The organism is Halolamina rubra, assembly GCF_000739555.1.
GTDB classification, from domain to species: Archaea; Halobacteriota; Halobacteria; order Halobacteriales; family Haloferacaceae; genus Halolamina; species Halolamina rubra.
In genome coordinates this window covers 23,652-37,313 of sequence record NZ_BBJN01000018.1, presented here as the reverse complement: position 1 = coordinate 37,313, position 13,662 = coordinate 23,652, and the positions used below count along the sequence as shown (strand labels likewise).

Annotated in this window: 14 protein-coding genes and 1 pseudogene; 7 read left to right on the top strand and 8 right to left on the bottom strand. The window is 62.9% G+C overall.

Annotation, left to right across the window (positions count from 1 at the left end):
* Positions 1–36: 36 nt before the first annotated feature.
* From ACP95_RS05170 to ACP95_RS05140, 6 genes and pseudogenes are all read right to left on the bottom strand, one after another.
* Positions 37–558 (bottom strand): hypothetical protein, encoded by a 522-nt coding sequence (locus tag ACP95_RS05170; RefSeq protein WP_049980183.1) that lies wholly within the window; start codon positions 556–558, stop codon positions 37–39.
* Positions 555–899, bottom strand: coding sequence for an AtuA-related protein (locus ACP95_RS05165; RefSeq protein ID WP_049980182.1), 345 nt, complete (start codon positions 897–899; stop codon positions 555–557). The genes ACP95_RS05170 and ACP95_RS05165 overlap by 4 nt, the downstream gene beginning before the upstream one ends.
* A pseudogene (locus ACP95_RS16300) lies at positions 892–2,234 on the bottom strand (acyclic terpene utilization AtuA family protein). The gene ACP95_RS05165 and the pseudogene ACP95_RS16300 overlap by 8 nt, the downstream one beginning before the upstream one ends.
* Positions 2,231–3,499 (bottom strand): hydroxymethylglutaryl-CoA reductase, degradative, encoded by a 1,269-nt coding sequence (locus ACP95_RS05150; RefSeq protein ID WP_049980179.1) that lies wholly within the window; start codon positions 3,497–3,499, stop codon positions 2,231–2,233. Before ACP95_RS05150 ends, ACP95_RS16300 begins: the two are co-directional and overlap by 4 nt.
* Before the next feature lie 150 nt (positions 3,500–3,649).
* Complete coding sequence (locus tag ACP95_RS05145) at positions 3,650–4,318, bottom strand: HD domain-containing protein (RefSeq protein WP_049980178.1); 669 nt, start codon at positions 4,316–4,318, stop codon at positions 3,650–3,652.
* Positions 4,319–4,644: 326 nt separating this feature from the next.
* Positions 4,645–5,589, bottom strand: a complete 945-nt coding sequence (locus ACP95_RS05140) for a CPBP family intramembrane glutamic endopeptidase (RefSeq protein ID WP_082224579.1) — start codon at positions 5,587–5,589, stop codon at positions 4,645–4,647.
* A gap of 125 nt (positions 5,590–5,714) precedes the next feature.
* On the opposite strand from ACP95_RS05140, the gene ACP95_RS05135 reads away from it, so the two are divergent.
* The 3 genes from ACP95_RS05135 to ACP95_RS05125 all read left to right on the top strand — a co-directional run bounded on the left by ACP95_RS05135 (position 5,715) and on the right by ACP95_RS05125 (position 8,299).
* Positions 5,715–6,329 carry a PH domain-containing protein gene (locus ACP95_RS05135; RefSeq protein ID WP_049980176.1) on the top strand — a complete coding sequence of 205 codons (615 nt, stop codon included), beginning with the start codon at positions 5,715–5,717 and terminating at the stop codon, positions 6,327–6,329.
* Positions 6,330–7,024: 695 nt separating this feature from the next.
* On the top strand, positions 7,025–7,720 hold the full coding sequence (locus ACP95_RS05130) for a PH domain-containing protein (RefSeq protein ID WP_049980175.1): 696 nt from the start codon (positions 7,025–7,027) through the stop codon (positions 7,718–7,720).
* 6 nt (positions 7,721–7,726) lie between these two features.
* Positions 7,727–8,299: a PH domain-containing protein gene (locus tag ACP95_RS05125; RefSeq protein WP_049980174.1), complete on the top strand. Its 573-nt coding sequence runs from the start codon at positions 7,727–7,729 to the stop codon at positions 8,297–8,299.
* Positions 8,300–8,866: 567 nt separating this feature from the next.
* Here ACP95_RS05125 and ACP95_RS15225 read toward each other — a convergent pair.
* On the bottom strand, positions 8,867–9,349 hold the full coding sequence (locus tag ACP95_RS15225) for a hypothetical protein (RefSeq protein ID WP_082224578.1): 483 nt from the start codon (positions 9,347–9,349) through the stop codon (positions 8,867–8,869).
* A gap of 3 nt (positions 9,350–9,352) precedes the next feature.
* Positions 9,353–9,943 (bottom strand): DUF7342 family protein, encoded by a 591-nt coding sequence (locus ACP95_RS05120; RefSeq protein WP_049980173.1) that lies wholly within the window; start codon positions 9,941–9,943, stop codon positions 9,353–9,355.
* 420 nt (positions 9,944–10,363) lie between these two features.
* Here ACP95_RS05120 and ACP95_RS05115 point away from each other — a divergent pair, with 420 nt between their 5' ends.
* From ACP95_RS05115 to ACP95_RS05100, 4 genes are read left to right on the top strand one after another with little or no spacing between them, the layout of a single operon-like run.
* Positions 10,364–10,642 (top strand): hypothetical protein, encoded by a 279-nt coding sequence (locus ACP95_RS05115; RefSeq protein WP_049980172.1) that lies wholly within the window; start codon positions 10,364–10,366, stop codon positions 10,640–10,642.
* 5 nt (positions 10,643–10,647) lie between these two features.
* On the top strand, positions 10,648–11,067 hold the full coding sequence (locus tag ACP95_RS05110) for a hypothetical protein (RefSeq protein ID WP_049980203.1): 420 nt from the start codon (positions 10,648–10,650) through the stop codon (positions 11,065–11,067).
* A gap of 22 nt (positions 11,068–11,089) precedes the next feature.
* Positions 11,090–12,820, top strand: a complete 1,731-nt coding sequence (locus ACP95_RS05105; RefSeq protein WP_049980171.1) for a hypothetical protein — start codon at positions 11,090–11,092, stop codon at positions 12,818–12,820.
* Positions 12,817–13,662: a hypothetical protein gene (locus ACP95_RS05100; protein WP_049980170.1), complete on the top strand. Its 846-nt coding sequence runs from the start codon at positions 12,817–12,819 to the stop codon at positions 13,660–13,662. Before ACP95_RS05105 ends, ACP95_RS05100 begins: the two co-directional genes overlap by 4 nt.

Here is a 13,662-nt window from a genome sequence, read left to right as displayed (position 1 = left end):
CGTCGAAAGCGGGTTCGACACCAGCTCGGGCGCTCGTCAGGGGAGAATGGACGGCGACGACTCGACGACGTCGACGTCGTACTGCGTCCGGAGTGCGTCCGCGAGCGAGCCCATATCCTGTGAGCGGTCCTTGTGGTAGAACTCGACGTCGCGGTCGGCAGTGGCGATGACGAGTTTCGGCTTGAACAGGAGCGAGCCGGCCCGGAGCCGGATCTCCTCGACGTCTTCGATCGAGATCGCGAAGCTTCGCTCGTGAGCGAGTAGTTCGTCGGTCGGCTCGTCGAGAAGCGCACGCCCGATGCGAGCAGCCTCCCGGTTACGCCCGTCGCGGCGCAGCAGAAAGGACTTGAACGACTGCTCGGCGTACGTGCAGTTGATCTGGTCGGGATCGAAGAACAGCTCGTGGTGGACGAATGTCTCGGGTCGGACACGGTACCAGCCCGTCGCCCAGATTCGCTGCTGTCCGTTTCGATCGGTGACCACGACAGTCCGCCTGGCCACGTCCTCGTCCGGGTCCACGTCGGCTGCCGGCTCGGGTTCGTTATCGGCGTCAGTCATGCGACCTCTCGCGGGGGGAGTCGGCATTCGAGTAGCGCTGCGGCGTACGTCTTCCCCTGCGTGTCGTACCGAAGGCTGTGCTGCCCGCCGCCGTCGAGCGCGTCCTCACAGAGGAAGTTCAGCGCGTTGATGTTCGGCAGTTCGTAGCGCGTGACCGACCCGTTGACGAGGCCGTCGAACTGCTCGGCGACGAACGCCGCGGTCAGTTGCTCGCGGAGCCGCTCGTAGGCGTCCGGATCGTCGGCGACGACGCCGATGTTCAGCCGGTTCCCCTTGTCGCCGGAGCGGCCGTGTGCGATGTCGGCGAGCAGCACTCCCTCGTCGTCCGTGTCGTCACTCATGAACCGTCACCTCGGGCTGGATCGCGTCCCGCGAGACGAGTGTCGGCCACGTGTCGATGATCGGCGTCGGCGACGGCCGCCCCCCGTCAGTCAGCCCAGTAACCGACGGCGGGCCGGCCATCGAGAGCGGGGCGAACTCCATGCCGAGCCGCCGCAGGTCGTCCCGCGAGGGGCCACGGGCCGCGAACCGTAGCATGATCTCGTTGTACGGTTCGCGGTCCGGTGCCGCTGGCCCGTGTGCGCCGTCGTGGCCGATGTAGTCCGCGTGCGTCTCCTCGACGTCGAGGCCGAGCGTCTCGATCCGGTCTTCGAGGATCGACGCCGCTCGGCGGGCCTTCTCGAGGGCGTCCGGTCGCGAGTACAGCAGCTCTCCGGCGAGCTTGAAGCCGTTCGGGTAGTGCACCGTCGCTTTGTAGTCTTCCGGCGGCGCGGTTCCCGTGACACCGTGGACGCGGACGGCGTCGTCGCCGAGATCCTCGAGTCGCACGGAGGTAAAATCGGCCGTGACGTCCGGCGTCAGGTACGCCGACGGGTCGCCGATCTCGTAGACGAGCTGTTCGCTGACCGTTTCGGTTGTTACCGCGCCCCCGGTATCCGGCGGTTTCGTCACGGTGAACGTCCCGGAGGCTCGACTTCCGCGATCGGATAGCCGAGGTTCCCAAACGAGAGCTCTCGCCAGTCACCGAGGAAGTTCCCGCCCGTCACCTGCGTCCCGCACTCGATGAGGTGGCCTGCGACAGTGCCCGCCGCCAGTCGGTCGTAATCGTCCGCCTCCCACTCGAACTCGTGGAGGAGTGGCCCGAGCGTCAGTGCCGGGTCCGCCACGCGGCCCGTAATGACGATGTCGGCGCCGCGGTCCAACGCCTCGGCGATGGGGAACGCGCCGGCGTACGCAACGGCGACTTGCGGCTCGACGTTCTCGGGGAAGGCCGCTCCCGTCTCGATGTTGGGCAGGCCTGGATCCGCCCTGAGTTCGTCGAGTTGCGCCGTGACTTCCTCACCGGTGACGGTCGCGATGGTCGGGTCGTGCCCTCGCTCGGCTGCCAGTTCCTGGACGCGGTCGGCACAGGCCGTCGGCGCGACGCCGCCCGCGTTCGTCACGACGGTGATCTCTCGGTCGAGGAGGGCGTCGACGTACTCCTCGACGACGATGTCGACGAAATCCGTCGCGTACCCCGGGCGGCCGGACTCCTGCAGTCGCGCGAGGATCCCCATCGTCACCTCCGCGAGGTATTCGAGCTGCAGGTAGTCAAACTCGCCGTGGTCCAACAGGCGGCCTGTCGCATCGGGATAATCTCCCCAGAACCCTGCCCCGGAAGCGATGCGCACGGTCATGAGAGTTCGTCGATGAGCTCCTCCGCCCGGTCCTGCCGGATCGCGTCCTCTGCGACCATGCGCTCGGCGACCTCGTCGACGAGATCGCCCGAAGCGCCCGCCTGGATGGCGATGTTCTTCGCGTGAAGGTTCATGTGACCGGTCTGGATGCCCTCGCTGACCAGCGCGCGGAGGCCAGCGTAGTTCTGCGCGAGGCCGACCGCCGCGAACACGCCCGCGAGTTCGTCAGCCGACTCGACGTCGAGGATCTCCATCGCAGCCTGCGCCGTGGGTTGGAGTTGGGTCGCGCCGCCGACGGTGCCGACCTGGATCGGGACCTCGATACTGCACGCCAGGTTCCCGTCGGCGTCGACCTCGTAGCTCGTGAGCGGGCCGTAGCCACCCATCGAGGCGTAGGCGTGGGCGCCCGCCTCGATCGCCCGCCAGTCGTTGAACGTCGCGGTGGCGACGGCGTCGATCCCGTTCATGATCCCCTTGTTGTGCGTCGCGGCGCGGTACGGATCGGCTGCGGCGAACGCCCAGGCGTCGACGATACGGTCTCGGACTTCTTCGCCGGAAAGCTCGCTGTCGTCGTCGGTGAGGGATTCCGGTTCGATCGTCGCCGTCGCCCGGGCCAATCGTCGGTCGGCTAGGTTCGAGAGAATCCGCAGAAGCACATCGCCGCCGGTCAGGTCCTCGATGCGGGGGGCCAGTGCTTCCGCCATCGAGTTGACCGCGTTCCCCCCCATCGCGTCCCTGACGTCGACGATCAGGTGGGTGACGACCATCGCGCCGCGTGCCGTGTCGACGACCCGGACTTCGACGTTCCGACAGCCGCCGCCGTGTTCGACGAGCGTCGGGTCCTCCGCGTTCGCGGCCTCGATGAGTTCGTCGGCGTGCTCGAGAATCCGGACTTTCGCGGCGTGTGGGTCGTCGACGTCGACGGCCTGGATCTGCGCGATCATCACCGGGCCGCTCACGTTGGTGGTGAACCCACCCGTTGGCCGAGCCATCCGCGCCCCGTAGGAGGCCGCTGCGACGACGCTCGTCTCCTCGACAGCCATCGGAATCAGGCGGTCGTCGCCGTCGATCTGGAAGTTCGTCGCGATCCCGAGCGGGTACTCGATAGTGCCGATGACGTTCTCGCTGATCGCGTCCGCCCGCGTGTCGTCGAGGCCGCCACTGATCGCCGAGACCGCCTCCTCGCTGAGGTCGCAGTGGTCGGCGACCGCCTCGCGTCGTTCGGCAACGCTCAGTTTGTAGAAGCCAGGAATCCGTGCGTCCATAGCCGAGAGAAGGCGTGGTCATTCACATAAAGGCTTGCGTACTGGTGACTCGCCACACGTATCGGTTTCACACGACGCCTCAGCCACCGTACTCCGCGTCCGTCACAAACCGTCTCAATCACTCAGGCCACGGGAGTTAGACCATCCAGTTCAGCCGGTTTCTTGGGTCCAGTTCGTCTCGAGAGCGAACTGCGTGAGGAACTCCTCCATGAACTCCCAGCGGGACTCCCCGAGGCGTCGGCCCGGGTCAGTGTGTAACGCATCGAGACGTGTTCGCGCCCACTCGCGCACGACGTCGATGTCCGGCAGTTCTGCGTGGTCGACATCGAGTGTGGATGCGTCGTCGATGATCGCGTACTGCTCGCCCGTCCGTCCGGAACGCTCACCGACGATACAGGCGAGTCGAACGAGTCCGACAGCGCCAGTCGCATCGAGCTTGTCGGCGTCGAAGAGTAGCTTTGCCTCGAGTGTCTCCGGCTCTGGCGAGCTTGCCCGGATACTGTGTGCTCGGAGGCAGTGCTCGATGGCGGTGATTCGGGTCGTCGAGAACTCTTCACTCTCGAGGAGCGTCGTAACTTCGTTGGCCGCCCATTCGTCGTGGTCATCGATCTCCCCGACCCGTTCGAGGGGTCGGCCGATGTCGTGAAACCACGCAGCCGCAGCCAAAACTTCTCGGTCGACAGTGTCGGGATGCTGGTCTGCAAGCTGGAGCGAGACATCACGCACTCGTTTCGCGTGGAAAATGTCGTGTGCGGGGAAGGCATCCTCGTAGTACGGGCGTGAGAGTTCTCGGGCAAGAGAGCCGATTCGGGGAGCCATTACTACGGGAACGCGTCGTGACCCGCTTAATCATTCTGACGGAGGAGACCAGTTGGGCGGTTCTGACGCGTATCTTTCTTCGAGGAGAGAATCCCGCCGTTTACGGTAGGAGTGAATCCGACAACTCCTCCAAACGCCACCGTTGATGGTAAGGCAGGATATTCCACAAGAATCTGAATCAGTAAGTAGGCGGTTCTACCGACATACCCTCACCCAGCACAGATGCGCGTGTTTCGGCCATCGTTGGGTAAGCAAGTTCTTCCCTAGGTGTGCTGCGCCCGCGGCTGTGGGGGGATTGGTTCCTGGAGATAGTCGCCGCAGCCACCTCACAGCTCATTACGGGACCAAGGGTTCAGTGGGTCGCCTGTCGTGATTTGCTCAGCAGCATGAAGTCGGTCGTGTGCCACACACGCGGTGATGCCGACCAGCGCGGCCACGATTCCAACGATTCCGAAGGGAGATATCACGAGTTCGCTCCCGTCGGCGAGGAACACCGACGTGAAGACACCCAGAATGAACGACCCGTGGAAAAACGTCGCAGCGAGTACCGACCGCGCCCGCACGGTCAGGTAGGTGTAAATCGGCGACCACGCAACCGTTGCAGCGGTCATAGAGACGATTCCGGCTGCTGGCTCCCCGGGGAACTGGAGCCCAAGAAGGACGAGCGGAGTGTGCCAGATTCCCCAGACCAAACCCGTCAATATCGATAGCTTCCAAAAGCCGAGTGGGGCCAACTCCGTGAGTAACAGCCCCCGCCAGCCGAGTTCTTCGCCGAAGGCAGCAAGCGCAAACAGCGTCCCCCCGAGGGCGAGCCCAAGCCCGAGCAGGAGAACGGCCACTGGCACGCCAGTCGCCTCCAAATCAGCGATCGTGGCAGCGGCCTCCCCCTCTGAGAGCCCGAGTTCGAGTAAGAACGCCGAATAGTCGGCTGTAACTACCGTCTCCGGGAGCATGGCCCCGACGCCAATCATCACCGCGGTTAGCCCAGCTGGGGCGACCCAGGCGAGGACAATCCACCGGAGACGCCCGCGGGACAGTCCAGTTCCTTGCCGAATGGACGATCGGCGGATCCGGAGGAGGGTGATCGCCGCGATCGCCGGACCGCCCATGAAGATGATTGTGCCGAGGCCCTGCCCGCTACTACTGCCGAGATCGATATCGGCGAAGCCGAGCCCGGCAAGACCACCCCAAGAGATGGCGAACGTGAGGAGAAGAAATCCCGAGACCATTCGAAGGTCTATTGAGGGTTGTAGTTGCACTCGTTCTGACATGTATTGATGTTCGTTCAATTGTCCGATAACACTTGGGGGCGAACAGTCACCGCGGCAGATATCGCTATTCCACGACCTGAGAACGACCTTACGAATCTACTACCCCTCGACGCGTACGGGCGTGTATGCGACCAGAAAACGAGTGGTTCAAGCCAGAGAAACTGCGGGTGTACTACTTTCTGTACGAAGCCATCGGCGTCGGTATCCTCGTCGCCGTCGGTGGGTTCCTCGCGTCGGTCGGCGCGTTTTCCGACGCTCCCCTCTGGGTCTCCGGGCTCGTGATTGCCGTTCCGCTGGCCGTGTTCGTGTTTCTGACGTGGTGGATTCCGGCATTCTACCGGACGGCCGCCTACCGACTCACTGACGACGAGATCGAGTACCGACGCGGCGTGTTCTTCCAGCAGAAGACGACCGTGCCGTACAACCGAATCACCAACGTCAACGCTGCGCAGGGCCCGATTCAGCGACTCGTCGACGCTGGCTCCGTCGGTATTCACACGGCAGGCTACGCTGGGCAGACGGGAGCCGAACTGACAATAACCGGTGTCAGCGACTACGAAGAGATCAAAGATCAGGTGTTGACGAAAGTGCGACGACGTCGCCCGGCTGCTACCGAGGGTGACGACGAAACGCTCGACGACGAACGGGCCGCGGTCGATCGGTCGTCGACGCTGGGCGGCGAAGAGTTGAGCGAACTGCGCCGCATTCGGGTGCTCCTCGAGGGGGAGTTCGGCGGCTGAAGCAGGGTTCGATACAGCCGATGTGTCTGCTGCTTCTCGAGTAGCTCATGCGTCAAAACTGTTCGACATATCAGGGGAGTACGCAACCCAATCGACCAGAATCCGTGAATTGTGCCCGACCGTGACTTGGTGGTCGGAGAACTGGAACGTGAGGCTCCACGCTCCTGTTTGGCTAAGATAGCTAACGCCTCCGGGTTGATGTACTCGTTTGTGCAATCTATCGCCACACTCGAACGGAGTCCAGACAACTGTTGGCCCGCAAGGAAGAGACCGCCAGGGTGTGGATCGACGATACGGACGGAGGGGCCGAAAAGACGGGGTCGACCGGCACGGAGCCTACGCAGCCCCACATGAACACACGTGCTACGTGGTAGGAAGGCCGACAGGAGTATCACGCCTGCGGAGAGAGAGGATACCGGCCGCGACAGGCGACGTTCACGTGTCCGAACGACGCTTGCTGGATGGGCGAGTACCAGGCGGATGTGTCCCCCCACAAGACAGCCAAGCCGATGCTGCCCAACAAGAGACGTTTGGAACGAATGCGTCTTGAAACCAGAGGGGCGGTTCGACCGGCCCGAAATCCCGTGGTGGGATTCCCGCGTCTTTAGGTGCGGAAGGAGGTCAAGCATGTGTTCGGACTAGTTGTGAACTGTCTGTGTCGGGAAGTTAATACACTTCTCTGGTGAAGTACCCGTATGTCAGAATCGTCGACGATCGATGCAGGAACGGTGGACTGGTTGACGCTTGATGCGGACGAGGAGATCGTCTGGTCCGGGAACCCACACGAGAGTAGTCTGATTCCGGCACTCGTCGTCGGAGTGCCGCTCTCGCTTCTCCTCGTCGGCCTGTTCATCATCGCTGGGGCGTATCTCCAGCGGGAGAATACACAGTACGTGGTGACGACCGATGGACTGTACAAGAAGACGGGCGTCCTGTCGCGGGACGTACAGCGCATCGATTTCGGGAAAGTGCAGAACACGTCGTACAGCCAGGGGTTCTTCGGCTCTCAGTTCGGGTACGGCAACGTCGACGTATCGACGGCTGGTGGGTCCGGTGTCGAACTGCAGTTCCGCTCAGTCCCCGATCCGCGCGAAGTGCAGGAGCTCATCAACAAGCGGGTGAAGGCCAGCCGCGGTGACCGGACGACGGAGTCGGGTGAGACGAAGGGCGACGTACTCGACGATATTCTCGTCGAACTCAGAGAAATTCGGTCGACGCTCGATGCACAACAGGAGTCCACGGGGACCACGTCGGCGACGACGACAACCACCGGCAGTGGGACGGACGAACCCTCGATTAGTGAGGACGACACGACCCAGAACGTGGGTGGCAGGAGCGATCAGCACGCCTCGAACGCGACTGTCGACGACGAGTCGAGTGAGGAACGGTAGCCACGCATGACGGAGGCAATCGACTCGGCGATCCCGCTTGACGCGACTGAGTCCGTCGAGTGGACCGGCCGCCCACGGATCACGACCATCCTCCCAGCAGTCGTGGCCGGGGTTCTCCTCGCAGGCTTCGGGATTGCCGTGAGTGTTTCTGGGGAAACCCTGCTGTTCCTCGCCGTCGTTCCATTTGCGCTGGCGATCCCGGTGTGGCAGTATATCGCGCTACAAGGCGTGCAGTACGTCGTGACGGACGAAGCACTGTACGTGAAACGCGGCGTGTTGACGCGGTCTGTCACGCAGGCAAACCTCGAAACCGTACAGAACAGCGCCTTCGAGCAGGACATCACGGGATCGATCTTCGGGTACGGGACAGTCACGTTCGAACTCGCTGGTGGGGACGACCTCTCGTTCCGAGCGATCGAAGATCCGCGGGCGATCCGGGCACTCGTCGATCGAGCGACATCGAACGATGATGGGATCAGTGGGGGCGATTGGGGACAATCCGCGATCCCCGGTGATCTGTCGCAGTGGCAGGAGATTCGCGAGGAGATCCGAGCGATCCGCAGCTCGCTCGACAGATAGACTGAATCGATAGCTGATACCGACCATCCACGGTGACGGTGGCGCGTGCGAGGCGCGGCGACTGCCGCGAGCGTCCGCGAGGGGCGTCCGAGCCCTACGAGGACGACGGCTGGGGAGGTGGCTGGTCACTCCAAAAGAGAGTCACAACGGTCCTAACCCGCCCACGATGCCTCCCACTCGGGGAACGAGACCGACGGCTGCACTGTCTGGGCCACGGAGACGCGCCCCTCGTACCAGTTCTTAGCCATGTTCCGAAGCACCACGCGCTGGCCTTCCTCGACGCCCGGCTGCTCGGACTGCGACCAGACGGTATTGGAGATCCCCGGGCCAGGCTAAACCGACGGTCGGTGGTGGGTGTACGTTGTCGCGTCCACCAGGAGACGGCCTTTCGAACGGGTTTGACCCACGTCGGATTCGCCAAAGGCATCAGCAGGTGTCCGGGTACCACATGTATATCATCTCAAGCACCGGTAGGGAGGGACGCCGCCGCAGAAGATTCGATCTTGGCCGGCCTCTTCCTCTACAGATAAACAAGGCGAGTGCCTCGAGGCTTGACCCCGAGGCGGTTCACGGTGGGTTGTGGCCGGCGTTGAGTGGTTCATAGGAGTCCAAATGATAGGCAACCCGCCATAGTTTGAGGACGGCGCGAGTAACCAATTCTTCTGGGGATTGTGTGATACAGGACTCTTCGACCTGGTTTGGATCTGAACTCGCATTGGGCGGTGGATGGTAGTGCTCCAATTCGGAGACATGGATATAATCACCCGCATGTGGATGCTTTCCCCACCGGAAATTCACCGCCTCTGTGTCCGTGTAGTGGAACTTGTAATCATCTCGTGTCGTCCACTGGATGTCAATCCGGGCTTCTTCAGCTGAACACAGTCCGTCGTCAAGTTTGACTTCCAGGGTGGATGGATGGAGGTAATCATCAAGTTCTGCTGTCGCAAGCGGTTCCATCTCCTCGACGACATCACGAATCGTCAGTAGCGCCGGCCGATCCGTTGCTCCACGAAGAGTATGGGTTTCCGCTTGATTAGGAGAATCCTGCATTGATCAAGCGGGAACGCTGTCATCAGTCGGTCGACGGTCGCTATCGACAAACTGCTCGGCGTTGCCAATCGAGAGAGCAGCGTTCGCAAACGCGAGGTTCCGACGGAGCGTCTTCCACTCACGAATCGTCTCTGGATCGATTTCTTCCTGTGGAGGCCCGGACTCGGCAAGAGCCTGATTCGTCTGGTTGACCGCCAACTCTTCTGGAGACTCGACACCGAATTCGGTCTGATACTCGGTGAGCTGTTCACGCATCTCCCGAATACGCGTGACGAGTTCGTCGGTCGAGACGTGCTCAAGGATGTCGGCAGCCTGTTCCACGACGAGCGATTCGGGCGAGCGGTGATAGAGCGTGCCGCCGTGCTCGCCAGGAGTCGTCTCAACGAATCCTTCCTCAGCAAGTGTGTTCAAGTGCTTTCGAGCGGTCTTTGGAGCGGTCCGTGCATCATCAGCTACCGCATCAGCTGAGACAGGACTGTACGTATGCGCAATGACGTGTCGAATACGCTCGTACGGCGTTGTTTCAGCTACCCATTCCTCTCCGACCGCTTCGTTGACGTCTGCAAAATCCTCTGGCGAATTCCGATTATCCATGTAGAAACGGACGGGATAGAGTAATATAGTTCTTTGCAACACCCCTATATTTCTGAATTGCCGAGGGTGCTATGCGTATCTGAATCATCGATAATCGAGATAGGTAGGGTGGACTGGTAACGCTTGATGCGGATGAACAGATCGTCTGGTCCGGGAACCCACACAAGAGTAGCCTGATTCGGCGGGAACTATTAACCAACAATAGGTCCGGCAAGGCCGGCTATGTTGGTTAAGACACCCCCGCCCCCTATCCGACACGGCTGCCCGAAACGCGGCACAGCGCCGTCGATCGGAGACATATCTCTTAACGATTCTTCGATTCTGGTTGATTTTCGATCCCGACGAAAGGAATAAGTCCTCGACTGTGGATATTGTTACCGCGCACCGAGACCCAACCAATAGACACCCCCCTCCACACGTATGATTACGAGATCGGTCACCGTCGAGGCGATCGACGAACTGTACCTGCGGTGGAACAACCACATCAACGCTTCAGCCCTCTATCGGCGCGCGATTCGGGAGGAGATGGCCGTTCGCGGGGTCGACAGTGATGAGCTCCGCGACCTCCTTGAACGCGCCCGAGAGCAGGGGTACACGCTGGACGAGATCGCGGCTGAAACCAACCGTTTGGCCGATCTCGAGGCTCTCGTCGCCGATGAGCAGCGCCAGCCACCAACTGCCGACAGTGCCACGGAGTGACCTCGATGGCCCAGTCCACCACCCCCGCTGACGCAGGCCACTGCCCCGCCCACCAGCCATCGACGATCCACCGACTCCCCCGTCAGGCGGTCCTCTCCGTCATCATCCTGTGCCTCGTCGCCGTCGACCCCGTCGCCGCCCAGCAGAACGCGGTCTGCAGTGCGGACAACCTCCCCAGCATGATCGAGGGGTTCTTCCAACTCACGACGGCGCTGGGGATCGTCGGGCTGGTCGTCGTCTGGCAGGCGGAGTCCCTCCTCGAGATGTTCACCCTCGATCACGAGCGGAAGAAGGGGCTCAAACGCCACAAGCGATCGGCGATGAAGTCCGCGGTGATCCTCGTCGTCCTCGGGCCGTTGTACACCGTCGCCGGGTCGATGATGGGCCTCCCGCTGGCACAGTGTGTGAATCTTGTCCCCTGGTAATCGAGCCACCGCTCCGAGCACCATGGCGTCCCGCGCCCCACTCGTGCTGACGGCCGTGCTCTGTCTCGCGGCAGGAGTGGCGGCTGTCGGGACCGCGCCACCAGCGCCGAGCAGCGAGGACAACGGCCTCACAGAGAACGAGTCCGCGACGCTGTGGTCCCGCGACGCCGACGACTACATGGCCGAGCGCGAGTACCGCCAGCGCTACGGCGAGACCCGGTCGGCAATGGCGCAGCTCGCCAACGGGACCGACATCACGTTCACTCGGCCGCCGTCGACCGCCGCGACGTGGACGCGGAACGATTTCGCCGACCTCGACGCCGGCGGGCCGAACACCTCGATCTCCCCCCGCAACGCGACGCTCAAGGATGGGACGCTGATCGCCGACGCCCACGCGACGATCTTCGCCGCCCAGCCGTCGACGCGTGGCCACCTGGGGCCGAACCGGACCGTCCACTACGTGGCGCCGAACGGCACGCTCCGCGGGTTCGTCGACTACCGGGTTCGAGTGCCGAACACGAGTCCGAACGGCAACCGGACGACCGACTGGTCGCTCGTCGCCCACGAGATCGAGACCGTGCGCCTGCTCGTCGACGGCGAGCCGGTCGTCGAACGCGAGGGAACGCACACGCCGGCGCTGCCGTACGCGCTCGGCGATGACGGCCAGGTGACGCTCACGCTCGAAGCCGAGATCCACGTCCGACTACGTGGCACCACCCGGGCGAACAGTTCCGGCCCGGTGCTGAACACCACGACGCGGGCCGAGACACTTACCGTCCGCGACTCGCTGGCCGTCGAGGTGTACGACCTTTCGGCGTCTGTCTACTACGCCAACTACCCCAACGGCGACGCGGGCGTCGCCGTCTTCCAGTCCCAGCCGTGGCAGGGGTACACCCTCACCGCGAACCGCTCTGCGCGAGTTCGTGGCGTCTGGCGGTTCTACACGGCTCGGGACATGAGGTGGGACACGCTCGTTCGAAGCAACGCGACGGGCAGTGAACGGATCGAGTCGGACGCGATTCCCGTGTTCGTCCACGCCTACCCCTCGCGGATCGGCCCGCGAGCGGAGCCAGTTCGAGATGGCCCCGACATCCTGGAGACCTGGGGGACGAACGCATCGTCACCGGCGGCGTCACTCGGGAAGCACATCCACGTCGACGTCGTGAATCGCTCGTACACGGCGAGTCACGGCGTCGCCGTGCGGGCAGATCGGGTGGCGCCTGCCGCGATCCAGGTTGCGGGCATCGTCCGCGGCGTGAACGCCTCAATTACCGAGCCGGACAACGGGTTCGAGCGCCCGCTCAGTAGGAGCAACCTGACGGCCGTCGTCATCGAACAGAACCAGTCCGGAGCCCGCGTTCGCCTGACGCTGCGGAGTGCTGCTTCGGGTGAGCCGATCGTCCTCAACGACAGCGCACGCGACGTGCCTGCGGACGGGCCGGACCGGAACGGCTACCTCACGATCGCCGACCAGCGCGTCGAGACCAACGCATCGGGCGTCGCCGTTGTGACGCTTGACCGCCCCGGCATCTACACGGCCCGGTACCACCCCGGCTCGTGGGTGTCGCAGGCCTCGGCGTACGTCGGCGACACGGCGACGGTGAGGTGGCACCCACTCACCACGCTGGATGGCTGGGTCGCGCTGGCCGTCGAAGTCGGCTGGCAGCTGCTCCCGTTCGTCGTCGCACTCTACGCCGGGCGTCGGGTCTTGCTGTTGCTCAGTCCCACACGGAGGTTCGCGGACAAACCATGACTTCGGACAACGTCCCCATTGATCGACGTACAGCCCTCCGAACGCTTGCCGTCGGCGCCGTCGTCGGCGTCAGCGGCTGCGCCACCGAGGGCGGGCCACTCCCCGGGCCGGATCCCGGGACGGACGGCACTGGCACGAGTGAGGGGCCGTTCAGGAACGTGGGCGTCGAGGGGACGACCCTCGTCGTCGAGCTCGCCCCTGATACAGAGATCGACCAGGTGAACCTCATTCAGCCCAACGGCGAGCTCTGGGGGACGCGTGGGGTTGCAGCCGGTGCCGAGCAGGTGTCCTTCGAGTTCCGGGCCGCGTACACGCCGGGGGAGTACGACGTGCTCGGGCTGAATGGGGAGGAGACGGTCGTCGAGGAGTCGCTCGCGATTCGGCCCAACTTGGAGATTCGCGAGGTCGGGTTGTATCGGAACCACCCGGACAGGGCGTGGGAGGAGGTGTACGGGGAGTCGAGCTCTGACTCAAACTTCCTGATTAACGGCGAGGCATTCGTAACTGTCGAGAATACTGGAACCGGCCCTGAAACAATCCATGAATTAACTTTCACTGGAGACGTCCCAAACCCACTCGAAAACCCACGTGGAAGCGGGATTCACGAAAAAGAGCAAGTCGTTGTCGTCCCGGGAAAGACAGTTGATGTGTTTAGCGGATCGTTCCCGTTTGGCTCCGTGTCCTCAGAAGGGATGGGTTGCTCACTAGAAGGGAACAGTGGTGAGTTTACAGTAACGCTTGATACAGGTGTCAAATCTTCCTCCGTCACTCAGACGTACAACGTTCGGTACTCCGGTTCTACGGAGATAGATGATTGCGAAATCATAATCTCGGAGGCATAG